This window comes from Streptomyces sp. NPDC041784 (assembly GCF_055591025.1).
The window spans coordinates 123210-147983 of sequence record NZ_JBVJAB010000014.1 but is presented as its reverse complement, the minus strand read 5'-3'; the positions used below and the strand labels follow the sequence as shown (position 1 = coordinate 147983).

Sequence of the window (24774 nt, the reverse complement as noted above, 5' to 3'; positions counted from 1 at the left end):
CCTCTTCCTTACTTCGCAGCCGCGAGCTCGGCGGCCTTGTCGGCCGCGCCGTCCATGGTGTCCACGCGCTGGACCAGCGGGTGGTTGGCGTCGGAGAGGATCTGACGACCCAGCTCGGCGTTGTTGCCGTCCAGACGCACGACCAGCGGCTTGGTGACTTCCTCGCCGCGGTCCTCGAGGAGCTGCAGGGCCTGCACGATGCCGTTGGCGACCTCGTCACAGGCGGTGATGCCACCGAAGACGTTGACGAACACGGACTTGACGTCCGGGTCGCCGAGGATGATCTCCAGGCCGTTCGCCATGACGGCGGCGGAGGCGCCGCCACCGATGTCGAGGAAGTTGGCGGGCTTGACGCCACCGTGGTTCTCACCGGCGTACGCGACGACGTCCAGGGTGCTCATGACGAGACCCGCGCCGTTGCCGATGATGCCGACCTCACCGTCGAGCTTGACGTAGTTGAGGTTCTTCTCCTTGGCGGCGGCCTCGAGCGGGTTGGCCGACGCCTTGTCCTGGAGGGCCTCGTGCCCGGGCTGACGGAACTCGGCGTTCTCGTCCAGGGAGACCTTGCCGTCCAGGGCGATGACGTCACCGGAGGCGACCTTGGCCAGCGGGTTGACCTCGACGAGGAGGGCGTCCTCTTCGATGAAGGTCTTCCACAGGGTGACCAGGACGTTCTCGACCTTGTCGGCGACCTCGGCCGGGAAGTTCGCGGCCTCGACGATCTGGCGGGCGACCTCGGGGGTCACGCCCACGTTGGCGTCGATCGGCGTCTTGGCGACGGCCTCCGGACGGGTGGCCGCCACCTCCTCGATCTCCATGCCGCCCTCGACGGACGCGATGGAGAGGAAGGTGCGGTTGGCACGGTCGAGGAGGAAGGAGACGTAGTACTCCTCCAGGATCTCCGGGGCCGTCTCGGCGATCATCACCTTGTGGACCGTGTGGCCCTTGATGTCCATGCCGAGGATGTCCGTCGCGCGGGCGACGGCCTCGTCCGGGGTGGCGGCGAGCTTCACGCCACCGGCCTTGCCACGGCCGCCGACCTTCACCTGGGCCTTGACGACGGACTTGCCACCAAGACGCTCGGTGGCTGCGCGGGCCGCCTCAGGCGTGTCGATGACTTCACCGGCCAGCACCGGTACATCGTGCTTGGCGAAGAGGTCCCTCGCCTGGTACTCGAACAGGTCCACGCGCTTCCGTCCCTATCAGTGATCTCGCGGTTCGTTGGATGCGTGGGCGTGCCGCGATGGGCAACGTGACGTCCGCGTGTCACAAGGGGGGCGCACACGGTGTCCGAGCGCGCGGCATGTCCGTCTCGCAGGTTATCCCTGCTTCCCGGAGGCCTCTAAATCGCGGGTCACACCTGAGCGGTGATACCTGTCACATGATGTCGCCCTCACTGGCACGGCGTGCCGCTCGTGCGGGGCCTCACCGGGTTGGGGTTGACCCGGTGAGGCCCCTTGAGCCCCTCAGGGGCGCAGGGCGGTGAATCCCCACCCCAATGGGGACTCCTCGCCCCCCTCCATGAGGTTTCGGCCGGACGAACCGACGGCTTTCGGCCGTCCGGGGCCGCCCGCCTCACGAAGTCGTTCGCTCGCCCTCACTCCGGCACAGACATTGCGTGCGGCCGGAGCGGTTGCGATCAGCGAGGCGTGGACGTTTCGGCACCGGAGACGGAATCTCCGGGCGGGCGGGCAGACCTGCTCCACTCGCGCGGCAGGTCTACGACGGGGAAGGCCGCCCTGATCTAGCCGGGGAAGACCGGAATGTCCCGGTACCTGTCCCGCCGGGCGGCGGGACCGGCCCTGGTCTCGGCCACCTCGGAACGCACGACCCCGCCGGGCGCGAGCAACAGGCGCACCCGGTGGTGCGACGTGACGGCGTGCGCCTCACCGTGCCGCGACACACCGCCGTCGAGAACGACCGCCCGCCCCAACACGCCGCTGGGATCACCAGCCGGCCCTCGACGCGGCGGCACCTGGCCGGTACGGGCGACGGAAACGGGGGTCTGCGAGACCGCACGCAAGTCGGTCACGTCAGTCACGTTCGGTCACGTCGGTCACGTCGGGCACGTCGGGCACGTCGCGGATGACGGAAGCGACGGGGCCGTAGGGCGCGGGGGACAACGGGGGCGACACGGACGACCCGCGCGGCTTCGAGTGCCCCGCGTTGATCGCCTTCCCGTCCCCGGCCGCGTGCCCGTCCGGAGCCGGCGGCACCACGGCCCCGGGCTCGGACCCGGGCTCGGGCGCCTGCGGGACGGGCAGCGGAAGTGTGCGCACCGACAGCGGCGGGAGTTCTGGAAGACCTCGAAGGTCCGGAACATCCGGAACGTCGGTCAAGCCGTCGAGCTCGGTCAGATCCGTCAGATCCGTCAGGTCGGCCAGGTCCGTGAGGTCCGACAGATCCGACGGCACCTGCGCCTGCGCCGCCCCATGGACCGTTACGGCCACCGGCGCCACCGGCGCTCCCGTAACCCCTTCCGCCGCCCGCGCCTCCTCCCCGCAGAGGAACCCGAGCGCGAACAACCCGCCCACCAGCAAAGTCAGTTGCAGCGCACGCCGTCCGGCCGCCGTGCGCAGGACGCGCAACGCGGCAACGGGTAGAGCGGCTCGCGAGGTCAAGAGGGAGGATCCTCCCGTACGACTACGGCGGAAACGTCGGAGGCGGCGGCACGGACAGCGAGGGAAACCCGTGTCGCGGCGCGGCGCGGCGTCGATCCTCGCACGCGGATCCCGAGGTCGCGCAACCCCTCCCCTGCCGATGGGTGGTCAGGTCGGCCGGATCCAGTTCACCGGCGCCCGCATCACACGGCGTCACCGTGTCACACGGTGTCCGGCACGGGCAGGGGGCGTCTCTCGATCGCCGCCGCCATCACCTCCGGGAAGAGCTCGGGCGTGCAGGCGAACGCCGGTACGCCCAGTGCCGCGAGCGCGGCCGCGTGCTCCCGGTCGTAGGCGGGCGCCCCTTCGTCCGACAGCGCGAGCAGCGCGACGAACTGCACCCCGGACGCCTTCAGCGCCGCGACCCGTTTCAGCATCTCGTTCCGTATGCCGCCCTCGTACAGGTCGCTGATGAGGACCACGACCGTCTCGGCGGGACGGCTGATTCTCGACTGGCAGTACGCGAGCGCCCGGTTGATGTCCGTACCGCCGCCGAGCTGGGTACCGAAGAGCACGTCGACGGGGTCGGCCAGCTGCTCGGTGAGATCGACGACCGCCGCGTCGAACACCACCAGCCGTGTGCTGATCGACCGCATCGACGCCAGCACCGCCCCGAACACCGACGCGTACACCACCGATGCCGCCATCGATCCCGACTGGTCGACACAGAGGACGACCTCCTTCTTCACGGACCGCGACGCCCGCCCGTACCCGACGATCCGCTCCGGCACGACCGTCCCGTACTCGGGCAGATAGTGCTTGAGGTTGGCGGCGATCGTACGGTTCCAGTCGATGTCGCGGTGGCGCGGGCGGGCGATGCGCGCGCTGCGGTCGAGGGCGCCCGTGAGCGTGGCCCGGGTGCGGGCGGCGAGCCGCTTCTCCAAGTCGTCCACGACCTTGCGGACGACGGCCCGCGCCGTCTCCTTCGTCGTTTCCGGCATCGCCTTGTTGAGGGAGAGCAGCGTGCCGACGAGGTGCACGTCGGCCTCCACCGCCGCCAGCATCTCCGGCTCCAGCAGCAGCGCGGCCAGCCCGAGCCGGTCGATGGCGTCGCGCTGCATGACCTGGACGACAGAGGAGGGGAAGTACGTCCGGATGTCCCCGAGCCACCGCGCCACGGAGGGCGCCGACGCCCCGAGCCCCGCCGAACGGTCCCGCCCCGCACGGGGCTTCTCCCCGTTGCCGTAGAGCGCGGTGAGCGCGCCGTCCATCGCCGTGTCCCGCCCGGACAGACCGTGTCCGGTGCCGTCCGCCGCGTCACCGCCGAGCACCAGCCGCCAGCGCCGCAGCCGCTCCCGCCCGGCGTCGTCCAGCGGTGTCGGCTCAGTCGCCGTCATGTCGCCACCTCCCGCCGTCATGTCGCCACCCCCACCAGCTCGCCGTCGCCACCGGGTCCTCCTCCGTCGTCCAGTCCGAGCAGCAGCCGCACCACCGGCAGCACGGCGTCCGCCCGCTCCCTGTCGAGCCCACCCGCGAACCCCCGTGCCCCGGGCCCGGTCCCGCCCCCGCTCACCCGCTCCCCCGGCCCCCGCCGGACCAGCTCACCGAGTGTTCTGCGCACCGCCGCCTCGTACGCCGAGAACGTCCTCCGCAGCAGCGGCAGCACATCCGTGAACGCCTCCGCCGGCACCCGGGTGAGCCACCCGTCGACCAGTGCGAGCAGCCGCTCGTCGTGCACGAGCAGCAGCCCGCCCCCGGCCCCGCCCCCGACGAAGCCCTCGATCCACGCGGCCGCGTCCCCCGGCGGCGTCCCCGGCGACAGGGCGAGCCCCATGAGCCGCGCCGCCTCCTCGTGGTCCAGTTCCCCGTCGTCCAGCAACAGCCGCACGGCACGCCCCCGCAGCACCCCCGGCACCCGCTCCCGCCCGGCCAGCACCCGCAGCACCCCGCGCCAGCGCCCCCGCAGCCCGGTCCCTGGCCGAACCCCTGCGGCCGGGACGGCCGGACCGGTCCCGTCGCCCCATGCCGGATCCCGCCCCGCGTCCCGTGCCATACCCCCCGCCGTGTCGGTCGGCTCATCGGCCGCCCCGGTCACCCCGTCGGTCAGCCCGTCGGTCACCCCCTCAGCGACCGTCTCCTCCAGCAGCCCCACTGCCCCGTGCACGGCGTCCACATGGCGGCGCATCTCCTCTGCCGCGTCGCCGTCCAAGGCGGCGCAGGCCGGGGGCAGGCCGACGAAGATCCGCTCGGCGAGGCCCGCGGCGACCTCCGCCAGTGCGCCGGTGTCTGTGCCGCGCACATCGCCGTAGCGCAGGGAGCGGACCAGGGCGGGCAGGGCCTGGGCGAGATGGCCGACGTCCGTGTCGAGGGCCGCCCGGTCGGCGAGGATCCGCATCACGGCGGGGAGCGCCTCCGCCAGTCCGGCCAGCAGACAGCGCTCGGCGAGCGCGGTCACCTCGGCGAGGCCCCGCGCGGCGACCGCGTCGGCCTCGGCCCTGGCGGTCGCCGCGGCCAGTACGGTCGTCCCCCACACCCCGGCCTCGGCGACCCGCACGGACAGCTCGGGCTCCCAGCGCAGCCGCCACGTCTCCCGGAACGTGCCCGTGCCGCTGCGTGCGACGGCCGGTTCGCCCCACGCGACGCCCAGCAGCCGCAGCCGGTGCAGGAGTCTGCCGCGCTCGGCGTCGGTCTCCTTGCGCAGATCCAGCTCCAGCTCGCGCTCGGCCGCCTCCGGTTTGAGCCGCAGTCGGCGCTGAAGCCGGCTCAGGTCGCGCTGCAACGGCACCGCCGGCGCCCCGGCCGGGACCTCCCCCAGTACGTCCCCGACCACGAGCCGGTCGCGCACCAGCGCCAGTGGCACGTCCGAGCCCTCGCACAGCACCGCCCGCACGGCGTCGGTCGTCTCGCTCAGGCCGGGCAGCGGCCTGCCGCGCAGCGCGGCGAGCGTCTCCGCCAGCCGGACCGCCTCGATGACATGGGCCGGGGAGACGATCCGGTCCTCCTCCCGCAGCAGCCCCGCCACCTTGATCAGCCAGCGCTCGACCGGCCGGTCCGGCACACCGAACAGATGTGCGTACCAGCCGGGCGAGTCGATGCCCGCCCCGTATCCCCCGGCCCGCGCCAGCCTGCGGTGCGTCCACGGCACCCAGGTCAGGTCCGTCCTGACCTTCGCCAGCCCCTTGAGCAGCGCCCGGTCGGCGGCGACGGCGGTCCTCCGGCGCAGGGCGGGCACATGCCACGCCCCGCACACCACGGCCACCCCGTCGTCCCCGAACTCCCTGCACGCCGCCCGCACCTGAAGACGCATGTACGCCTCCCGCACCAGGTCGCGGCCGTTCCCCTCGTCGACATCCCCCTCGTCGACGTGCCCCTCGTCGCCGTACGCCGTCTCCCGGAGCGCCCCCATGGCCTCCTCCAGCGCGGCGAACGGCGCAAACGGGTCCCCCGCGCCCGCCCCGCGGTGCTCGACGACGTCCTCCCACCAGCGCTCGGCGTCGTCGTATCCGGCGATCGTGGCGAGCGTGCCGAGCGGATCGATCCGAAGACCGCCGGCACGCGCCCGTGCACGCGCGCCCGTCTCCGCACCTGTCCCCGCCTCCGCCTCGGCCCCCGCCTCTGTCTCCGTCCGCGTCGATTCCCCCTCGGCTCCTACGTCCTCCTCTCCCGCCCACGCCAACGTGTGGGTGGCCGGCAGGTCGATGAAACGGGCGGGCACGCCGTGCTCCAGGGCCCAGCGGAGGGCGACCCACTCCGGGGAGAACTCGGCCATCGGCCAGAACGCGGAGCGGCCGGGTTCGTCGACGGCGTGGGCGAGCAGGGCGACCGGCGGCCGCATGTCCGGGTCGGCGGCCAGCGGGATCAGCGCGTCGGCCTCGGGCGGTCCCTCGATCAGCACGGCCCGGGGCCGGGCGGCGGCCAGCGCCGCCCGGACCGCCCGTGCCGACCCCGGCCCGTGGTGCCGCACCCCGAGCAGGAACGGCCAGCGTGTGTCGTCGTCCCGCCGGTCGACACCCTGGCCGCCGGTCTCCTGAACCCCCGTCATCCTTCCCCCTCCTTCTCCAGCCCCTGCTTCTGCTCCAGCCCCTGCTTCTGCTCCAGCTCCTACTTCTGCTCCTGTTTCTTCTCCCGCTGATCCGCCCGCGCGGGCGGCGGTCACCCGCTCACCTCGCGGCAGGCCCGGTAGAAGTCCGTCCATCCGTCGCGCTCGCGGACCACCGCTTCCAGGTACTCCTGCCAGACCAGCCGGTCGGCCGCCGGATCGCGGACGACCGCGCCGAGGATCCCCGCGGCGACGTCGCCCGCCCGCAGCACGCCGTCACCGAAGTGCGCGGCGAGCGCGAGGCCGCCGGTGACGACCGAGATGGCCTCGGCGGTGGACAGCGTGCCGCTGGGCGACTTCACCTTCGTCCGGCCGTCGGAGGTGATCCCGTCGCGCAGTTCACGGAAGACGGTGACCACGCGGCGGATCTCGTCGATGCCGTCCGGCGCGGCCGGCAGGTCGAGGGAGCGGCCCATCTGGTCGACACGGCGGGCGACGATGTCGACCTCGGCCTCGACGCTCTCCGGCAGCGGCAGCACCACCGTGTTGAAGCGGCGGCGCAGGGCGCTGGACAGCTCGTTGATCCCGCGGTCCCGGTCGTTGGCGGTGGCGACGAGGTTGAAACCGCGGACCGCCTGCACCTCCTCGCCCAGCTCCGGTATGGGCAGTGCCTTCTCCGACAGGATGGTGATGAGGGTGTCCTGGACGTCCGCCGGAATGCGGGTCAGCTCCTCCACCCGGACCGTCCTGCCCTCCGCCATGGCCCGCATGACCGGGCTGGGGACGAGGGCGTCCCGGCTCGGGCCGTTCGCCAGCAACTGCGCGTAGTTCCAGCCGTAGCGGATGGCCTCCTCGGGGGTGCCGGCGGTGCCCTGGACCAGCAGGGTCGAGTCTCCGCTGACCGCCGCGGCCAGGTGTTCGGAGACCCACGTCTTGGCGGTGCCGGGCACACCGAGCAGGAGCAGGGCGCGGTCGGTGGCGAGGGTGGTGACGGCGACCTCGACGAGGCGGCGCGGGCCCACGTACTTCGGTGTGATCACCGTGCCGTCCGGCAGGGTGCCGCCGAGCAGGTAGGTGGCGACGGCCCAGGGCGACAGCCTCCAGCGGGGCGGGCGCGGGCGGTCGTCCTGCGCGGCGAGCGCGGTGAGTTCGGCGGCGAAGGCGTGCTCGGCATGCGGTCGCAACGCCTGCGCCGACTGCTGCTGAGCGGGTTTCAGGAACAACGGGTCTACGGACACGGACATGGCTGAGGTCCCCTCCAGCTCGGCCGGTTCGGATCTGGTGTCCACCGTGCACCACGCCACTGACAACGCGATCTGACCTGCGGAAACGCCGTGGCGAGGGTGCCGGCGGGGAAGCCTGCGGGGCCGATTGTCAGTGGGAGGATCTACCTTCGATGGCATGACTCAGCAGGAGGTGCGCTGGACGGCGGACCAGGTGCTGGCCCTGGCGCCTGACTCCGTGTCACGCAAAGCGGGAAGCAAACTCGGCGTGGCCGGGCCGTGGTCCGGCCTGGGCTGTTCGCGGGAGGGGGCGGTGTGGGGGCTGTGCCAAGGCAGCGGCGGCGCGCCGTATCGCACGGTCGTCGACACCACGGACCCGCACGGCGCCTCCGGCCCGGTGTACGACTGCGCCTGTCCGAGCCGCAGGTTCCCGTGCAAACACGCCCTCGGGCTGCTCCTGCTCTGGTCGGAGGGGGAGGAGTCGGTGCCGACGGGGCAGGCGCCGGACTGGGCCGAGGAGTACCTCGCGGCGCGTCGCAGGCGCCCGCGGGAGCAAGGGGAGAACGGGGACAAGGAGGCAGAAGGCCCGGCGGGGGGCGAGAGTTCGGGTCCCGCCGATCCGGAGGCGGCGCGCAAAAGAGCGGAGCGGCGCGCCGAGCGGATCACGGCGGGGGCGACGGAGTTGGAGCAGCGCCTGGCCGACCTCCTGCGTTCCGGTCTGGCCACGGCCGAGCAGGCGGGGTACGGCCTGTGGGAGGAGACCGCCGCCCGCATGGTCGACGCCCAGGCGCCCGGACTGGCCGCGCGGGTACGGAAGTTGGGTTCCATCCCGGCGTCCGGTCCCGACTGGCCGGAGCGGCTGCTGGAGGAGTGCGCGCTGCTCCATCTCCTCGGCCAGGGCTGGCTGCACCGCGAGCGGCTGCCGGGGGCCTTGGCGACCACGGTCCGCACCCGCGTCGGCCTGCCGTCGTCACCGGCCGGCCGGCCGGTCCGCGATTACTGGCTGGTTCTCGCCCAGTACGACACGGCGGACCCGAAGCTGACGACCCGTCGCATCTGGCTCCACGGCACCACCACGGGCCGCACGGCCCTCGTCCTGTCCTACGGCGCCGCCGGCCGCGCCCCCGACCTCACCCTGCCGGTCGGCCTGGCCCTGGACGCCGAGCTGTCCGCCCACCCGGGGACCGGGCGGCAACGGGCGGCGCTGGGTGAGCGGTTCGCCCCGCCCGTACCGACCAGGGCCCGTCCGCCAGGTACGACAACGGCCGGGGCGGCCGCCCTTTACGGCGAGGCCCTGCGCGACGACCCCTGGCAGGAGTCCGTCCCGGTGACGCTGGACGACGTCGTTCCGACGCCGGACGGCGACACCTGGCAGCTGGCCGACGCCGACGGTGACACGGCCCTGCCGCTCACCCCGGGCCCGGCCGGCCGCTCCGGTCTGTGGCGCCTGGTCGCCCTCTCGGGCGGTGCCCCCGTCAAGGTCTTCGGCGAGTGCGGCCACCGGGGCTTCACCCCGCTCACGGCCTGGCCGCCGGGGGCGGGAGAGGCGGTACGTCTGTGAACGCGACGGAGGGGACCCACATCCACATGACCGGCACCCCGACACCCTCGACTCCGGCACCCGCCGCCCCCACCCCCGCCCCCTGGGACGAGCTGCTCACCGCGGCCCTCCTCGGCACGGACCGCCGTACGCCTCCGGGCGCCGCCCGTGGCCGCGCGGCGCCGGCCGCGCTGCTGGACGCGGCGGCCGCCGAGACCGTACGACGGCGGGCCGGGCTGCGGCCGGGGCGGGCCGCGCCGCGCCCGGAGCCGGCACCCACCGACCCACGCCGGGCGCTGCCCCCGGCCGCCGCCCGCAGACTCGCGGTGCTGCTGGCCGACCGCCCCGGCACCGGCGGAGCCGGTCGCAGAGGCACCGCGCCGGACCTCATGGAGCTGCTGCCGCAGTGGCTCCAGGCGGCGAACACGCGCGGGTTCGCACCGCCCGCCGAATCCCTGCCCGCGCTGCTCGACGCGGCACGCGCGCGTACGGACCTGCGCCCGGCGGCACTGGAGTTCGCGGGGCCGCGCGCCCTGTGGCTGGCCCGGCTGAACCCGGACTGGCGGTTCGCACTGCGCGCGGCGCCGGGCGCGGACGGCGCTCTGCCCCGCCCGGAGGAGACCGAGCGGGTCGAGAAGCTCTGGCAGGAGGGCCTGTTCGCCGAGCGGGTCGCCCTTCTGGCGTCGCTGCGGGCCCGCGACCCGGACGCGGCGCGCGAGCTGCTCGCCGCCACCTGGCCGACCGAGCGTGCCGAGGACCGGCTGATGTTCCTCGACTCGCTGCGCACCGGCCTCGGCGCGCGGGACGAGCCGTTCCTGGAGCAGGCGCTGGCCGACCGCAGTCGCAGCGTACGGGCGACGGCGGCGGAGCTGCTGTCGGCGCTGCCGGGGTCGGCGCTCGCCGCGCGGATGGCGGCGCGGGCCGGTGCGTGCGTGGCCGTCGACCGCACACGGGACACGCCGACGATCGTGGTGGAGGCGCCCCACGAGTGCGACGCGGCCATGGAGCGCGACGGCGTGGCCCCCAAGCCGCCGGCCGGTCGTGGCGAACGGTCGTGGTGGCTCGGGCAGTTGGTGGAGTCGGCGCCGCTCACCGCCTGGCCGGCGCGGCTGGGCGGCCGTACGCCGGAGGAGATCCTGGCGCTGCCGGTGGCGGACGACTGGCTGGGCGAGGTGCACGCGGCGTGGTGCCGGGCGGCCGTACGGCAGCGGGACGCGGGCTGGTCGCGGGCGCTGCTCGGGGTGCCGTCGGCGCCCGGGGCGGGCGGTCCGGGCGCGGTCTCGCTCGCCGAGCGGGCGAAGCTGCTGGGCACGCTGCCGGTGGGCGAGCGGGCCGCGTGGGTGGCCGGGTTCATCGCGGCGCACGGTCTGTCGGAGGCGTTCCAGCTGCTCGGGGTGTGCGCGGTCCCGTGGGCCGAGCCGCTCGGCCGGGCAGTGGTGGACGCGCTCAACATCGCCCGGGACGCGGGCAGTTATCCGTGGAGCTTCAGCGGTGTGATGGGCCTGGCCGAGCGCTGTCTGGACCCGTCGGAGGCCTCCCGCCTGGACGGCCTGCTGGCCGTGCCGGACGAACCGGAGGATGCGTCACCGGGCGCCGGGAGCTACTGGGCGGAGGCGTTCCAGCGGCTGGGGTCGACACTGCGGCTGCGGGCGGTGATGAGCGCGGAACTCGACACGGGAACCGACGATCCGGAAGCCGACGACCCGGGAGCAGGCGACCCGGGAGCAGGCGACCCGGGAACCGACCGTCCGAGAACCGACGATCCGAGAACCGACCGTCCGAGAACCGACCGTCCGAGAACCGACGATCCGAGAACCGACCGTCCGAGAACCGAAGATCCGCGAGCCGACCGTCCGGGAACCGGCGACCCGGAACCCGGCGATCCCGACCCCCCGCACCCCCTACCGACGCCTACGCCCCGGCCGGCTGCCTGACGTTCGTGCGGACCCAGTCCACGATCGACGCCGTCGTCGCCCCCGGGGTGAAGATCTCGGCGACGCCCTTCTCCTTCAGCGGCGGGATGTCCGCCTCGGGGATGATCCCGCCGCCGAAGACGAGGATGTCGGCCGCGTCCCGCTCCTTGAGGAGGTCGATCACTGCGGCGAAGAGCGTGTTGTGCGCCCCGGAGAGGATGGAGAGGCCGATCGCGTCGGCGTCCTCCTGGATCGCCGTGTCGACGACCTGCTCGGGGGTCTGGTGGAGGCCGGTGTAGATGACCTCCATACCGGCGTCGCGCAGCGCCCGCGCGATCACCTTGGCCCCGCGATCGTGGCCGTCGAGCCCCGGCTTGGCGACCACCACGCGGATCGGACCGGCTGCCACACCCATCACTGCCTCCATGAAGCGACTCCGTCCATCCTCGACGGACGGACCACCCCGCGCCACACCGCCCGGGGAAGTGAACGAACGTTATCTCCAGCATCCCGCAACCGGCAGTTTCATGGCGCGGACCGAGGGGGAAATCACACGATGGGACAACTTCACCGCGCACTGTTCGCCCGCGCCACGGGGGAACAGCCGCACACGGGAGCCGCACGAGGTCGCCGTACCGCCGCGCCGCAGGCCGCGCGCCGCGGCGGTACGGCGCATCGGCACAGGCACGATCGGCACGCAGGGCAGGCAAGGCACGACGGCGGGGAGCCTGGTCGCCAGGGATCCTCGGCACGTCGGAGGTGCAAGGGGCGTCGTACTTCCGGCCCCCGTCACCCACCGGGCTCGCTCCACGTACGGCGGTCGCGCCCGGGCCGGCCTCCTCCGCGACTTCCACGAGGGCACACGGGGGACGGAGCGGTCGTCCGCGTGCCGACAGGAGGTCGGCCATGCAGGTCACCCGGGCGCTGGAGCCCTTTCTCCCGTTGTGTCAGCGACTGCTGCCGAGCCTGCCGGCCCTGCCGGTCAGACTGGTCGGACTCTCCGCGGCGCTCCTGAAGGCGACGGCCCTGGAGATCGCGATCCTCGCCGGTCACCTCCTCCTCTACCCCTCCGGCATCGCCCAGGAGCGCAGGTCCGCGCTGCCGTCGGGCGAGGGCACGACCACGGGCACGGGCACCGGCGATCCGGCGCCGCTGCCTACGCAGGCCCCGCCCCCGGTGGTCCTCCTGCACGGCTTCATCGACAACCGCTCCGTTTTCGTGCTGCTGCGCCGCAGCCTCGCCCAGCACGGCAGGCACCGGGTGGAGTCGCTCAACTACTCCCCGCTGACCTGCGACATCCGTACCGCGGCCGAGCTGCTCGGCCGGCACATCGAGGAGATCTGCGCCCGCACCGGCAGCAGCCGGGTGGATGTGGTCGGGCACAGCCTCGGCGGCCTGATCGCCCGCTACTACGCGCAGCGGCTGGGCGGTGACGTGCGGGTGCGGACGCTGGTCACCCTCGGCACCCCGCATTCCGGCACCCGGGTGGCGCCGCTGGCGAACGCGCACCCGATCGTGCGCCAGATGCGCCCCGGCTCGGAGGTCATCGAGGAGCTGTCCCGGCCCGCGCCCGGCTGCCGTACGCGCTTCGTCAGCTTCTGGAGCGACCTCGACCATCTGATGGACCCGCTGGAGACCGCCCGTATCGACCACCCCGATCTGCTGACGCAGAACATCCGGGTGACCGGTATCGGACATCTCGCCCTGCCCGTCCACCCGGCCGTCGCGACGGGCATACGGCAGGCCCTCGACTCCGCACAGGAGGACAGGGAAACCGCGCCGTCCGCCGACGGTCTGACGGTTGCGTGACGGCTCCAGCCCCTCCACCCTCGAACACTCTTCGAACATAGAGCCAAAACCCGTGCCCGCCCTTCCCCGAAACAGGGCCGAATGCCCCTTTCCCCCGAGCACGAAACCTGCGGAAGATTGTCGTGCCCGCGTACCGCCGGGTACAGTCGCCGCACTGCTCTGGCAGCCCCTGTTGTCGGCGAAAGAGAAGTTGGTGAACGACCGTCACCCGTCGGGGAGCATGACCACCCCGGCCCCGGCTTCTGACGCCGCCTCGGCGCACTTCACGTCGTACGGCACGCAACAGGAAGCCCCGTACGAAGGCTTCACCTCGTACGACAACGGGTACGTCACAGGCGCCTTCGACACCGGGGCGCACGTCACCGGCAACTTCGCGGCCGACCCCCTCTTCGGCAGCCTCCCGGACGACGGCTCCGCCACCGGCGCGTACGACAGCGCGCAGTGGAACACCGGCGGCCACCAGACCCTCGACACGGGCAGCCACCAGACCCTGAACTACGACCCGTACGCGGCCCAGCACCACGCCGCCTACGACACGGGCGCGTACGACACGACCGGCTGGTCCGCCGACGGACAGCCGCTGGCCACGATCCCGCCGCAGGGCTCGGCGCCCGACACCAGCGGTCAGTGGGACGCGAGCGCCTGGCTCCAGCCCGACCAGTCCGGCCCGGCCGACCAGACCCAGCACTGGGAATGGGGCTCGCAGGCCTTCGACACCGGCGCGTACGACGCCACGCAGTGGAACGCCGACGGCGGCGAGAACACCGCGTCCGCCGCCGGCGCCACGGCTGCGGAGGAGTACGAGCAGTCGGCCGAGGTCCCCTTCGACCAGCAGGCCACCGCCACGTTCGAGCAGGTCGGCTACGACGAACCCGCCCCGGACGGCGGCGAGTCGGCCGCCACCGGCGAGCTGCCCGCCGTCTCCGAGCTGCCCCTTCTCGACGACCAGGAGGAGGCCGCCCCCGCGCCCTCCTCGCGTGTCGCCGCCCGCGCCGCGAGCCGTTCCCGCCGCCGGCCGCCCGCGAGGCGCTCCGCGCTGCTGACCGTGGCCGTGCCCTCGGCCTGTGTGATGGGCGTCGCCGGGATCGCCGCCGCCTCGGTCGGCCCCCTGGCCAGCGGCGACGAGAAAGACACCACGGCGTCCGCCTCCGACGCGCAGGCGGTGAAACCGTCCGCCGCCAACAACAAGCTGGACGCCCAGCTCGAGACGCTCAGCGCCGAGGCCGACGACTTCGGCGACCGGGTCAGCCGTACGCAGGAACGTATCGACCTCAAGGCGCAGCAGGAGGCCGAGAAGAAGAAGGCGGCCGCCGAGGCCGCCCGCAAGGAGCGGCTGCGCCCCAAGTACGCCGTGCCGGTCTCCCAGCGCGGACTCAGCGCCTACTTCGGCCAGTCCGGCATCAACTGGATGTCCCAGCACACCGGCATCGACTTCCCCGTGGCCTACGGCACGACGGTGCTGGCGGCGACCGACGGCACCGTACGGACGCAGTGGAACAGCGCCTACGGCAACATGCTGATCGTGACGGCGAAGGACGGCACGGAGACCTGGTACTGCCACCTCTCCACCTACCGCGTCGCCTCCGGTACGACCGTGAAGGCCGGCGACCCGGTCGCGTACTCCGGCAACTCCGGCAACTCCACCGGCCCGCACCTGCACTTCGAGGTCCGGCCGGCCGGCGGGTCGGCGATAGACCCGCTGTCGTGGCTGCGCAGCCACGGGCTGGACCCGACGTAGACGACTTCCCGGTGAGCCCCCGCTGTTCGAGGCGGGGGCTCACCGCGTTCGGCTAGAGCTTCTCCACCGGCGCGTACCGCAGCAGCAGCCGCTTCGGCTTGGTGTCGCCGAAGTCGATCGTCGCCTCCGCGTTGGCGCCCGTGCCCTTCACTCCGACGACCGTGCCGAGCCCGAACTGGTCGTGGGTGACGCGGTCGCCGACGGCGAGCGAGACCACCGGCTTCTCCGCCGCGCCCCGGCGCGTCGCGAAGCCGGACGCACCGGCGGCCGAGGAACGCGAGCGGGACGAGGACAGTGAGGCCGCGACCCCGGACACGGGACCGGAGGACACGGGCGAGGTCGCCCCCGTCCGCTTCCAGTCCACATGCGTCGCCGGGATCTCCTCCAGGAACCGGGACGGCGGGTTGTACGACGGCTGCCCCCAGGCGCTGCGCAACGCGGACCGCGTGAGGTAGAGCCGCTCCCGCGCGCGCGTGATGCCGACGTAGGCCAGGCGGCGCTCCTCCTCCAGCTCCTTGGTCTGGCCGAGGGCGCGCATGTGCGGGAAGACGCCGTCCTCCATGCCGGTGAGGAAGACGACCGGGAACTCCAGGCCCTTGGCGGTGTGCAGCGTCATCAGGGTGATGACGCCCGAGCCGTCCTCGTCCTCGTCGGGGATCTGGTCGGAGTCGGCGACGAGCGCGACCCGCTCCAGGAAGTCGGCGAGGGAGCCGGACGCCTCGCCCTCACCGGACTCCTGCTCGAACTCCAAGGCGACGGAGGCGAGTTCCTGGAGGTTCTCGACGCGGGTCTCGTCCTGCGGGTCGGTGGAGTTCTGCAATTCGGCGAGGTAGCCGGTCTGGTTGAGGACCGCCTCCAGGACCGTCGCGGGCCCTGCGCCCGACTCGACGATCGTGCGCAGCTCCTCCATCAGCACGTTGAACCGCTTCACCGCGTTCGTGGAGCGCGCGGCCATGCCGTACGCCTCGTCGACGCGCTTGAGCGCCTGCGGGAAGCTGATCTTCTCCCGCTGGGACAGGGCGTCGATCATCGCCTCGGCGCGCTCGCCGATGCCCCGCTTGGGGACGTTGAGGATGCGGCGCAGCGGGACCGAGTCCTCCGGGTTGGCCAGGACGCGCAGGTAGGCCAGGACGTCCCGGACCTCCTTGCGCTCGTAGAAGCGGACGCCGCCGACAACCTTGTAGGGCAGGCCGACGCGGATGAAGACCTCTTCGAAGACACGGGACTGGGCGTTGGTGCGGTAGAAGACCGCGACGTCACCGGCCTTGGCGTCGCCCGCGTCCGTGAGGCGGTCTATCTCGTCGGCGACGAACTGCGCCTCGTCGTGCTCGGTGTCGGCGACGTAGCCGGTGATGCGCGCGCCCGCGCCCGCGTTGGTCCACAGGTTCTTGGGGCGGCGGGACTCGTTGCGCTCGATGACCGCGTTGGCGGCGGAGAGGATGGTCTGCGTGGAGCGGTAGTTCTGCTCCAGCAGGATCGTCGTCGCGTCCGGGTAGTCCTCCTCGAACTGGAGGATGTTGCGGATCGTCGCGCCCCGGAAGGCGTAGATCGACTGGTCGGCGTCACCCACGACGCACAGCTCGGCGGGCGGCACGTCGTACTCGCTGGGCGGTACGTCGACGGGGTGCTCGGCGGTGCCGACCAGCTCGCGCACGAGGGCGTACTGGGCGTGGTTGGTGTCCTGGTACTCGTCGACCATGACGTGCCGGAAGCGGCGGCGGTAGTGGTCGGCGACGTCGGGGAAGGCGCGCAGCAGGTTGACCGTCGTCATGATCAGGTCGTCGAAGTCGAGGGCGTTCGCCTCACGGAGACGGGACTGGTACATGGCGTAGGCCTGGGCGAGGGTCTTCTCGAAGCCGTCGCCCGCCTGGGCGGCGAAGTCCTCCTCGTCGATCAGCTCGTTCTTCAGGTTGCTGATCTTGGCGCTGAAGGACTTCGGCGGGAAGCGCTTGGGATCGAGGTCCAGGTCGCGGCAGACCAGGGCCATCAGGCGCTTGGAGTCGGCGGCGTCGTAGATCGAGAAGGAGGACGTGAAGCCGAGCCTCTTCGACTCGCGCCGCAGGATCCGTACGCACGCGCTGTGGAACGTCATCACCCACATCGCGTTCGCGCGCGGGCCGACGAGCTGCTCGACGCGCTCCTTCATCTCGCCCGCGGCCTTGTTGGTGAAGGTGATCGCGAGGATCTGGCCCGGGTGGACGTTCCGCTCGGCGAGGAGGTGGGCGATGCGGTGGGTGAGCACGCGCGTCTTGCCGGAGCCGGCGCCGGCGACGATGAGCAGGGGGGTGCCGGCGTGGACGACGGCCGCACGCTGGTTCTCGTTCAGCCCCTCCAGGAGCGCTGCCGCGTCGATCGCCGGGCGTGGGGCGCCGTCGCGGTAGTGGGTGTCCCGGTCCGGGGGCACGTCGAACTTCCCGCCGAACAGATCGTCCGGAAGCGGCTCCGGAGTGTGATCGTCCTCGGGCGGCGGCGGGGGTTCCTCCTCGTGGGCGCGGGGGCCCTGGAGGTCCGCCAGGAAGCTGTCGTCAAAGAGGCTGCTCATCGCTCTCCGAGTCTAGGGGGCGCCACTGACAACCGGCCGCCGTCCCCGAAACATCCCGCCCCCTCGCCTTCCGGGGCACCCCTCACCTTCCGAGGCGGCATTATCACAACCCGTGATCAGCCGTACGGTCTTTTCCCGAGGTCACGAAAATGTATCGGGCATATCACCCATCAACCTTCACAGGGGCCACACGAGTTGGCTACCGTGCCGGGCAGGCCGTACGACCCCCACCGGCGAACCTCGCCGGGCCGCGCGGCCTCCGCCGAGTCCGGCATGCCCCCTTCGCGGCAGCCGGAGCCGGGGACCCACCGAGACTCTGGGGTGAATCGGCCCGACTTCCCTTCGGGGGACAGGCCGTAGGGCAACCCTTCCGAACCATCCGCCCGAACCCGACAGCTAACCCGGTAGGCGGACGATGGAAGGAGTCGCCTCCCTTGGCGTCGCAGCACCGCAAGCCACGCTCGTCGGGTTCACGTGTGGCGGGCATACGCACGCCCGCTCTCGCCACCGCCGCCCTCACGTCCGTCGCCCTGTTCTCCCAGTCGGCGAACGCCGCCCCGTCGGACGACGACAAGCCGAGCCTGGAGGAGGTCGAGAAGAAGGTCGACGACCTCTACCGCCAGGCGGAGTCGGCGACCGAGAAGTACAACGCCGCCAAGGAGAAGACGACCAAGCAGCGCAAGCGCGTCGACGGCCTCCTCGACGACGTCGCCCAGCGCACCCAGAAGCTCAACGAGGCACGCGAGGAGCTGGGTTCCTTCGCCGCCGCCCAGTACCGCACGGGCGCCTCCGCACCCGACACGGCGACCTTCCTGCTCGCGGACTCCCCGCAGGACTACTTCGACCAGACCCAGCTGATGAGCCGGATGACCGACCGTCAGAAGGGCATGGTCGACGACTACATCACCGAACAGTCGGCGACGATGGAGAAGCGCCAGGAGGCCGGCGAGAGCCTGGCGGCGCTGACCGACACGCAGAGCGACCTGAAGGCCGCCAAGGCGACCGTCCAGAAGAAGCTCGGCGACGCGCGCGAGCTGCTGTCCCAGCTGACCGCCGCGGAGAAGGCCCGCCTGGCGGCGATCGAGAAGCAGAAGCAGGAGGAGGCCGCGCGCAAGGCGGCGGAGCTGGCGCAGCAGCAGGCGGCGGCCGAGCAGGCCGCCCAGCAGGAGAGCGCCGGGTCCTCGACGGACACGGGCGGCTCTTCGTCGTCCTCCTCGTCTTCGTCGTCCTCCTCGTCCGACACGGACGCCTCGTACACCACCAAGGCCGAGAAGGCGCTCGCCTTCGCCCGCTCGCAGATCGGCAAGCCCTACGTCTGGGGCGCGACCGGCCCCGACTCCTACGACTGCTCCGGCCTCACCCAGGCCGCCTGGAAGGCCGCCGGCGTCACCCTGCCGCGCACCACCTACGACCAGGTGAACGCCGGCACCACCGTCTCCCTCGCCGACGCCCGCCCCGGTGACCTGGTCTTCTTCTACGACGACATCACCCACGTCGGCATCTACATCGGCAACGGCATGATGATCCACGCCCCGAAGCCGGGCGCGTACGTGCGCGAGGAGTCGATCTACTACGACGGCGAGTCGGCGATCCACAGCGTGGTCCGACCGGCCTGACCACCGCACACGCACACGCGTGTGGGCCGTTCGCCAGGCACCGGCACACACGCGTGTGCCGGTGCCTCTGCGATCGGTGTGCGGGTGCGGGCGTGCCCAGTACGGGTGTGCGGGCGTGCCGGCGGGAGTGTGCGGGCGTGCCGGTGCGGGCGCGCCACCCGCCTCACCACCACCCGCGGGCCGCACTCGTCTGCGTACGCCCGCGCGTAATTCCCCTCCCCCGCGCGCGTGCCCCCGCGCAAGCCGCCGCGCACTCCCTAGCATCGGCTCCATGCCCGGCTCCCCCTCCCCCGCCCGCTCCCTTCGCGCCTGGTGGGCGCAGCGTCCCCCGGCGGCCGAGGCCGCCGTGATGGCGACCGGCATCCTGTCGGTCGGACTGCACCTGGCCGAGTACGAGGTCCTGTCCCGCGTCATGCTGGCGCTGGCCGGCGCCGCCTGGGTGGGGCTGGCCGCGGACTTCGCCGTCCGGCTGGTGCGGGAGCGCGAGCGGTGGCTGACGGAGGCGGGCACACCGGCCGGGCTGACCGCCGTGGCCGCCACGACCGTCCTCGGGACCCGTGTCTCGGCCCTCGGCTGGCAGACCCTGGCCGAGGCGCTGCTGGCGCTGTCGGTGGTGCTGTGGCCGGTGCTGCTGCTGGACGTCATGGGGCACTGGTCGCGGCGGATGCCCGGGGAGGTCTTCCTGTGCTGTGTGGCCACGCAGGGGCTCGCGGTGCTGGCCGCGACCCTGGCCAAGGCGGAGGCCACGGCGTGGCTCGCGCACGCCGCGCTGGTGCTGTTCTGGCTGGGGCTGGCGCTCTACGGGCTGATGCTGGCCCGGTTCGACCTGCGGCAGCTGGCCGAGGGCGTCGGGGACCAGTGGGTGGCGGGCGGGGCGCTCGCCATCTCGGCGCTCGCGGGCGCGAAGCTCATCGCGGCCGACAGCGCGGCGCTGTACCTGTGGAACGCCGACGACCGGCACGTACTGCGCACGGTGACCTTGGCCCTGCTGGTCCTCGCGCTGTGCTGGTACGCCGTCCTGCTCGCCGCCGAGATCCGGTGGCCCCGCCCGCGCTACGACGTGCGCCGCTGGTCGACGGTCTTCCCGATGGGAATGACGGCGGCGGCGATGCTGTCCGTCGCCACCGCCCTCCGCCTCGCGTGGCCGGAGGGGCCCGGGGAGGTGCTGCTGTGGGTCGCCGCGGCGGCGTGGCTGGCGGTCGCCGTCGCGGCGGTGGCCGAGGCGCGCGTGTCCGTCAGGTCCACAGGACCGCGATGAAGACGTTCGCCACGGTCAGCAGCCCGACCAGGCCGAACAGCGGCTTCTCCACCTTCTCGTCGTCCCGCTTCACATAGACGAGGCCGAGGATCACGATCAGCAGGGCCAGCTTCACGCCGATCTTGACGTTGTTGACGGTCTGGTCGTCCGCCTGGTTGAGGCCGACCAGGATCACCCCGGTGACCAGCATCGTGGCCGCACCGTGGAGCATCGCGGGGACGAAGCGGGCCGTGCCCTGGCCCATCGCCTTCATCTGGGTGAGGAAGCCGCCCAGCAGCGCGGCGATCCCGATGATGTGCAGGCCGACGAAGAGGTGGATGAGTACGTCCATGAGGCCGGATGCTAATCAGCCGGGCGCGGCCCGCCCGACACCGGCCCTCCCTCCGAGGGCGCGCGCCCGCATCAATGCACCCCATAGCAGCCCGCCGCTCCGGGACGCCCCGGAATCGCCGCTTCGGTCAGCCCACCACGCGAAGCCGACGGCCCCGGCCCGCCTTCCTACGCAGATACGGTCACTGGCGGTCCGCTCGAGTCACTTCCGCACATCGCGTTACCGACCCGACACAGACGGGCCTAGCGTCCTCCCCCAGGTGACCGGCTCCCCACCGCCGCCCGGGCCAGGGGCGGCAGTCGGCCACCACCGCCGAGAAGGTCCGGCGGCGTCCCGTTCCCCCTGTGCGGGCCGTCGCCGGACGCGTCAGCCGCTCCCCCCGTGGCCGTCCGTCCGCTCACCCGACGGCCGTGGACCCGCGGACCGGCCGACGGGTCAGGCCGGCCTTCGTCGGTCCGCCTGACGGCCGTACGGACGAGGCGGTCGTACGAAAGGACGTGCAAGTCCCACGTGGCAGCGCACCGAAAGTCCCGACAGCGCTCGCTCGGCGGCCAGAAGGCCCGTACGGCGTTCACGCTCGCTCTCGCGGGCGCGGCGACGGCGACCGCCTTCGACGGGACCGGTCAGGCCGAGCCGAACCTGACGACCGCGCAGGTCAAGGCCAAGGTGGACACGCTGTACCGGGAGGCGGAGGAAGCCACCGAGAAGTACAACGGCGCCCAGGAGAAGGCCACCGTCGCCGAGCAGCGCCTGAAGACCCTGCGGGACGAGGCGGCCCGCAAGGAGGAACGGCTCAACTCGGCACGCGAGAAGCTGGGTTCGATGGCCGCGGCGCAGTACCGCGACGGCGGGCTCGACCCCGTCGTGCAGCTGGCGCTCTCCGACGACCCCGACCGGTACCTCGACGGCGCCGCCTTCGCCGAACGCGCCAACGACCGCCAGTCGGCCGCCGTCAACCTCGTGCGCCAAGAGCTGCGGGAGATCGAGCAGTTGCGGGGCGCCGCGCGCCTCGAACTGACCTCACTCAGAACACGCCAGGCGGAACTGAGAACGCACAAGAAGACGATCACCGGCAAGCTGGACGCGGCTCGCCTGCTGTTGTCCCGGCTGACCGAGGCCGACCGGGCCCGGATCACCGGGGCCGCCGGCTCCGGCGGCACGACGGCCGACCGCGACCGCGCCTCCCGGGACGCGACGGACGCCCGCGCCACCCTCCAGGCGCCCGGCACCACCACGGCCGGGGCACCCGCCGGGGTACCCAGCTCCCGCGCCGCGGCCGCCGTGTCCTACGCCTACGCCAAGCTCGGCAGCCCCTACGTCTGGGGCGCGACCGGCCCGGACGCCTTCGACTGCTCGGGGCTCGCCCTGGCCGCCTACCGCTCGGCCGGGATCTCCCTGCCCCGCACGACCTACGCCCAGATCGACGCCGGCCGCCGTGTCTCCCGCTCCGCGCTGCTCCCCGGGGACCTGGTGTTCTTCTACTCCGGCATCACCCACGTCGGGATCTACATCGGCAACGGCCAGATGATCCACGCCCCCAACCCCTCGGCCCCGGTACGCGTTGCACCGATCGACGAGATGCCGTTCGCGGGGGCTACCCGGGTGGTGTGAGGAGGACGGGCCCGCGGCACGCGCCCGCGCTCACACCAGTCGCCGTGCGGTCGCCCAGCGGGTCAGCTCGTGGCGGTTGGACAGCTGGAGCTTGCGCAGGACCGCCGAGACATGCGACTCGACCGTCTTCACCGAGATGTAGAGCTGCCTGGCGATCTCCTTGTAGGCGTACCCGCGGGCGATGAGGCGCAGGACCTCGCGCTCACGCTGGGTGAGACGGTCCAGGTCCTCGTCGACCGGCGGGGCGTCCGTGGAGGCGAAGGCGTCGAGCACGAACCCGGCGAGGCGCGGCGAGAACACCGCGTCGCCCTCCTGCACCCGGAAGATCGAGTCGACCAGGTCGGTGCCGGTGATCGTCTTGGTGACATAGCCCCGGGCGCCGCCCCGGATCACCCCGATCACGTCCTCCGCCGCGTCCGAGACGGACAGGGCGAGGAAACGCACCGGCTGCTCCGGGTCGGCCATCAACGCGGCACACCGGCGCAGCACTTCGACTCCGCCGCCACCCGGCAGATGGACGTCGAGGAGGACCACCTCGGGCCGGGTCGCGGTGATGACCGTGACCGCCTGGTCGACGTCGGCCGCCTCACCGACCACCTCGACGCCCGTCTGTTCGGTCTGGCCGATCTCCGCCTGCACGCCCGTGCGGAACATGCGGTGGTCGTCGACGAGGACCACACGCACATGGCGCCCGCTCGCACCGTCGCCCTGGCCGGACTCGGCCGCCTCGGCCGCTCCCGTCGTCCCGTTCGCCTCGGTCGGGTCACTCATGACGTGTTCTCCGCCCTCTCCATCTCCAGCTCGACCTCCGTGCCGCCGCCGGGGACCGCCCGCAGCCGCGCCGTGCCGCCGTGACGCTCCATGCGGCCGATGATCGATTCTCTAACGCCCATACGGTCGGCGGGTATGGAATCGAGGTCGAAGCCGGGGCCTCGGTCCCGGACGGACACGAAGACCGTCCTGCCCTCGACTTCGGCGTAGACCTGCACCGCGCCGCCCTCGCCACCGTACTTGGCGGCGTTCACCATCGCCTCGCGCGCGGCCTGCATCTGTGCCCCGACCCGTTCGTCGAGCGGGCAGTCGCCCACGACCACCACCTCGATCGGGACGCCGTGCTTGTCCTCGACCTCGGCCGCGTTGCGCCGGACCGCGTCGGCCACCGTGGTCGGCTCGTCCTCCTCGTCCTTGCCGGTGCCCTCGGGTTTGTAGAGCCAGGTGCGCAGGTCGCGCTCCTGGGCGCGGGCGAGCCGCCGCACCTCGTTCGCGTTCTCCGCGTTGCGCTGGATCAGGGTGAGGGTGTGCAGCACCGAGTCGTGGACGTGTGCCGCGACCTCCGCGCGCTCCTGGGCCCGGATGCGCATCAGGCGCTCCTCGGAGAGGTCCTGGGTCATCCGGACCAGATACGGCCCCGCGAGCAGCGTGATCCCGACCAGCACGGCGAGCGCCGCCTGGAGGACGGAACCGAGGTGCGCGGCGGAGCCCTGGAGAACGAAGATCCCGGAGACACCGGCGGTGACCAGGAGGACACCCCCGCCGGCCCGCAAGAGCGAGAGCGTCCGGCGTCTGCGGCCGACCTCGACCCAGCGGGCCCGCCGGGCGTTGTCCGCCTGCCGCCAGACCAGGGCGACGCCGGCGCCGACGAGGACGGCGGGCAGGAGATACGCCTTGGCTCCACTGCCCAGGTTCACATTGCCGACGAAGACCATGGCGACGACGACCATGAGCAGCAGGGCGACGATCTGCCCCTTGTCGGGCTTGCGCGCGACGAGTCTGCGGCGGCCGTCGGGCGCGGTCTCGGTGGTGACGAGCGACGGCGGCCTCTGGTCGCCCACCCCGCCGACGCCGAGCGGCACGAAGAACCAGAAGGCCGCGTACAGCAGGGCACCGAGGCCGTCCGCCATGAACAGGCCGACGAAGACGAGCCGCACCCACACCACGGGCAGCCCGAGATGCCCGGCGAGCCCCCGCGCCACACCACCCAGCCAGCGACCGTCGCTGCTGCGGTAGAGCTTGCGCGGCGGCCGCGGTTCGACGAGTGGCGCTGCTGCGGCTTCCGGCATGCCAACGATGCTCACACAGCGGACGGGCCCGGGCATCAGGGTTAGCCCCCGAGACGCCCCTGATCTTCGACGCCGACGCAGGTCGAACGCCTCCCCGGTCCGGGGTCAGGGCCGATATCAGGGTCCGACCAGGGTCATACCGACTGCCGCCGGGGCCGCTCGACCGCCACCATGGACGCATGGCAGATCACCAGCACGCCGCGGACGCCGTGCCCGACGGGGACACCGCGTCCGACGCGGCCACCCCGTCCGCCGGCACCCCCGGCACCGCAGGTGAGGAACCGCGCACGCACGAGCCCGCGGACGCACCCGGAGAACAGGGAGACCTGGACGACCGGAACGACCGGGACGACCGGGAGGGCAGGGACGACCGGGAGGGCAGAGCAAGCCGGGAAGGCCCGGACCACCCAGTAGGCCGGGACGAGCCGGCAGGCCCGGACGACCGAGAAGGCAGCGAGGAAAGCGGTCCGTCCGAAGGGGCTCGGCCGGAGAAC

18 protein-coding genes and 1 riboswitch are annotated in these 24774 nt (G+C 72.7%); of the genes, 7 read left to right on the top strand and 11 right to left on the bottom strand.

The genetic code is table 11. The annotated features are described in order from the left end of the window. Positions 1 to 8: 8 nt before the first annotated feature. The 6 genes from sucC to ACZ6D7_RS28350 form a co-directional block, all read right to left on the bottom strand. Positions 9 to 1187: an ADP-forming succinate--CoA ligase subunit beta gene (gene sucC / locus ACZ6D7_RS28375; RefSeq protein WP_469496535.1), complete on the bottom strand. Its 1179-nt coding sequence runs from the start codon at positions 1185 to 1187 to the stop codon at positions 9 to 11. Between the two features lie 557 nt (positions 1188 to 1744). Next, positions 1745 to 2032, bottom strand: a complete 288-nt coding sequence (locus tag ACZ6D7_RS28370; protein ID WP_469496532.1) for a hypothetical protein — start codon at positions 2030 to 2032, stop codon at positions 1745 to 1747. Between the two features lies 1 nt (position 2033). Further along, positions 2034 to 2621 carry a hypothetical protein gene (locus ACZ6D7_RS28365; RefSeq protein WP_469496529.1) on the bottom strand — a complete coding sequence of 196 codons (588 nt, stop codon included), beginning with the start codon at positions 2619 to 2621 and terminating at the stop codon, positions 2034 to 2036. 200 nt (positions 2622 to 2821) lie between these two features. Beyond that, positions 2822 to 3997, bottom strand: a complete 1176-nt coding sequence (locus tag ACZ6D7_RS28360; RefSeq protein ID WP_469496526.1) for a VWA domain-containing protein — start codon at positions 3995 to 3997, stop codon at positions 2822 to 2824. Between the two features lie 17 nt (positions 3998 to 4014). Next, a complete protein-coding gene (locus ACZ6D7_RS28355) occupies positions 4015 to 6642 on the bottom strand; it encodes a DUF5682 family protein (protein WP_469496524.1) in 2628 nt (875 codons plus the stop codon). 110 nt (positions 6643 to 6752) lie between these two features. Then, positions 6753 to 7883 carry an ATP-binding protein gene (locus ACZ6D7_RS28350; protein WP_469496521.1) on the bottom strand — a complete coding sequence of 377 codons (1131 nt, stop codon included), beginning with the start codon at positions 7881 to 7883 and terminating at the stop codon, positions 6753 to 6755. A 157-nt stretch (positions 7884 to 8040) separates the two neighbouring features. Here ACZ6D7_RS28350 and ACZ6D7_RS28345 point away from each other — a divergent pair, with 157 nt between their 5' ends. Further along, positions 8041 to 9423, top strand: a complete 1383-nt coding sequence (locus ACZ6D7_RS28345; RefSeq protein ID WP_469496517.1) for an SWIM zinc finger family protein — start codon at positions 8041 to 8043, stop codon at positions 9421 to 9423. 26 nt (positions 9424 to 9449) lie between these two features. After that, positions 9450 to 11336: a DUF5691 domain-containing protein gene (locus tag ACZ6D7_RS28340; protein WP_469496515.1), complete on the top strand. Its 1887-nt coding sequence runs from the start codon at positions 9450 to 9452 to the stop codon at positions 11334 to 11336. Here ACZ6D7_RS28340 and ACZ6D7_RS28335 read toward each other — a convergent pair. Beyond that, positions 11314 to 11730: a cobalamin B12-binding domain-containing protein gene (locus ACZ6D7_RS28335; protein ID WP_469496825.1), complete on the bottom strand. Its 417-nt coding sequence runs from the start codon at positions 11728 to 11730 to the stop codon at positions 11314 to 11316. The genes ACZ6D7_RS28340 and ACZ6D7_RS28335 overlap by 23 nt on opposite strands. A gap of 491 nt (positions 11731 to 12221) precedes the next feature. Here ACZ6D7_RS28335 and ACZ6D7_RS28330 point away from each other — a divergent pair, with 491 nt between their 5' ends. Together ACZ6D7_RS28330 and ACZ6D7_RS28325 are read left to right on the top strand one after the other, a co-directional pair. Beyond that, positions 12222 to 13124, top strand: coding sequence for an esterase/lipase family protein (locus tag ACZ6D7_RS28330; RefSeq protein ID WP_469496513.1), 903 nt, complete (start codon positions 12222 to 12224; stop codon positions 13122 to 13124). 220 nt (positions 13125 to 13344) lie between these two features. Then, positions 13345 to 14862, top strand: coding sequence for a M23 family metallopeptidase (locus ACZ6D7_RS28325; protein WP_469496510.1), 1518 nt, complete (start codon positions 13345 to 13347; stop codon positions 14860 to 14862). Between the two features lie 52 nt (positions 14863 to 14914). Here ACZ6D7_RS28325 and pcrA read toward each other — a convergent pair whose 3' ends face one another. Further along, positions 14915 to 17404 carry a DNA helicase PcrA gene (gene pcrA / locus ACZ6D7_RS28320; RefSeq protein ID WP_469496507.1) on the bottom strand — a complete coding sequence of 830 codons (2490 nt, stop codon included), beginning with the start codon at positions 17402 to 17404 and terminating at the stop codon, positions 14915 to 14917. A gap of 273 nt (positions 17405 to 17677) precedes the next feature. Then, a riboswitch (cyclic di-AMP (ydaO/yuaA leader) is annotated at positions 17678 to 17831 on the top strand. 7 nt (positions 17832 to 17838) lie between these two features. On the opposite strand from pcrA, the gene ACZ6D7_RS28315 reads away from it, so the two are divergent. Together ACZ6D7_RS28315 and ACZ6D7_RS28310 are read left to right on the top strand one after the other, a co-directional pair. Next, positions 17839 to 19020, top strand: a complete 1182-nt coding sequence (locus tag ACZ6D7_RS28315; protein ID WP_469496506.1) for a C40 family peptidase — start codon at positions 17839 to 17841, stop codon at positions 19018 to 19020. A 271-nt stretch (positions 19021 to 19291) separates the two neighbouring features. Then, entirely contained in the window at positions 19292 to 20278 is a 987-nt protein-coding gene (locus tag ACZ6D7_RS28310; protein ID WP_469496503.1) for a tellurite resistance/C4-dicarboxylate transporter family protein, read from the top strand. Here the strand turns inward: ACZ6D7_RS28310 and ACZ6D7_RS28305 are convergent. Continuing rightward, positions 20256 to 20609: a hypothetical protein gene (locus ACZ6D7_RS28305; RefSeq protein WP_469496500.1), complete on the bottom strand. Its 354-nt coding sequence runs from the start codon at positions 20607 to 20609 to the stop codon at positions 20256 to 20258. The genes ACZ6D7_RS28310 and ACZ6D7_RS28305 overlap by 23 nt on opposite strands. Before the next feature lie 510 nt (positions 20610 to 21119). On the opposite strand from ACZ6D7_RS28305, the gene ACZ6D7_RS28300 reads away from it, so the two are divergent. Further along, positions 21120 to 22220, top strand: coding sequence for a C40 family peptidase (locus ACZ6D7_RS28300; RefSeq protein ID WP_469496496.1), 1101 nt, complete (start codon positions 21120 to 21122; stop codon positions 22218 to 22220). A 30-nt stretch (positions 22221 to 22250) separates the two neighbouring features. Here the strand turns inward: ACZ6D7_RS28300 and ACZ6D7_RS28295 are convergent, their stop codons facing one another. Both ACZ6D7_RS28295 and ACZ6D7_RS28290 read right to left on the bottom strand, forming a co-directional pair. Further along, entirely contained in the window at positions 22251 to 22991 is a 741-nt protein-coding gene (locus ACZ6D7_RS28295) for a LuxR C-terminal-related transcriptional regulator (RefSeq protein ID WP_469496493.1), read from the bottom strand. Further along, positions 22988 to 24280, bottom strand: a complete 1293-nt coding sequence (locus ACZ6D7_RS28290) for an ATP-binding protein (protein ID WP_469496490.1) — start codon at positions 24278 to 24280, stop codon at positions 22988 to 22990. Before ACZ6D7_RS28290 ends, ACZ6D7_RS28295 begins: the two co-directional genes overlap by 4 nt. Positions 24281 to 24774: the final 494 nt, after the last annotated feature.

Excerpts from the sequence above, each read along its gene's own strand:
- ACZ6D7_RS28360 (WP_469496526.1), bottom strand. The coding sequence starts at position 3,997 with ATGACGGCGACTGAGCCGACACCGCTGGACGACGCCGGGCGGGAGCGG.
- ACZ6D7_RS28355 (WP_469496524.1), bottom strand. The coding sequence starts at position 6,642 with ATGACGGGGGTTCAGGAGACCGGCGGCCAGGGTGTCGACCGGCGGGAC.
- ACZ6D7_RS28350 (WP_469496521.1), bottom strand. The coding sequence starts at position 7,883 with ATGTCCGTGTCCGTAGACCCGTTGTTCCTGAAACCCGCTCAGCAGCAG.
- ACZ6D7_RS28345 (WP_469496517.1), top strand. The coding sequence starts at position 8,041 with ATGACTCAGCAGGAGGTGCGCTGGACGGCGGACCAGGTGCTGGCCCTG.
- ACZ6D7_RS28340 (WP_469496515.1), top strand. The coding sequence starts at position 9,450 with ATGACCGGCACCCCGACACCCTCGACTCCGGCACCCGCCGCCCCCACC.
- ACZ6D7_RS28335 (WP_469496825.1), bottom strand. The coding sequence starts at position 11,730 with ATGGGTGTGGCAGCCGGTCCGATCCGCGTGGTGGTCGCCAAGCCGGGG.
- ACZ6D7_RS28330 (WP_469496513.1), top strand. The coding sequence starts at position 12,222 with ATGCAGGTCACCCGGGCGCTGGAGCCCTTTCTCCCGTTGTGTCAGCGA.
- ACZ6D7_RS28325 (WP_469496510.1), top strand. The coding sequence starts at position 13,345 with ATGACCACCCCGGCCCCGGCTTCTGACGCCGCCTCGGCGCACTTCACG.
- pcrA (WP_469496507.1), bottom strand. The coding sequence starts at position 17,404 with ATGAGCAGCCTCTTTGACGACAGCTTCCTGGCGGACCTCCAGGGCCCC.
- ACZ6D7_RS28310 (WP_469496503.1), top strand. The coding sequence starts at position 19,292 with ATGCCCGGCTCCCCCTCCCCCGCCCGCTCCCTTCGCGCCTGGTGGGCG.
- ACZ6D7_RS28305 (WP_469496500.1), bottom strand. The coding sequence starts at position 20,609 with ATGGACGTACTCATCCACCTCTTCGTCGGCCTGCACATCATCGGGATC.
- ACZ6D7_RS28295 (WP_469496493.1), bottom strand. The coding sequence starts at position 22,991 with ATGAGTGACCCGACCGAGGCGAACGGGACGACGGGAGCGGCCGAGGCG.
- ACZ6D7_RS28290 (WP_469496490.1), bottom strand. The coding sequence starts at position 24,280 with ATGCCGGAAGCCGCAGCAGCGCCACTCGTCGAACCGCGGCCGCCGCGC.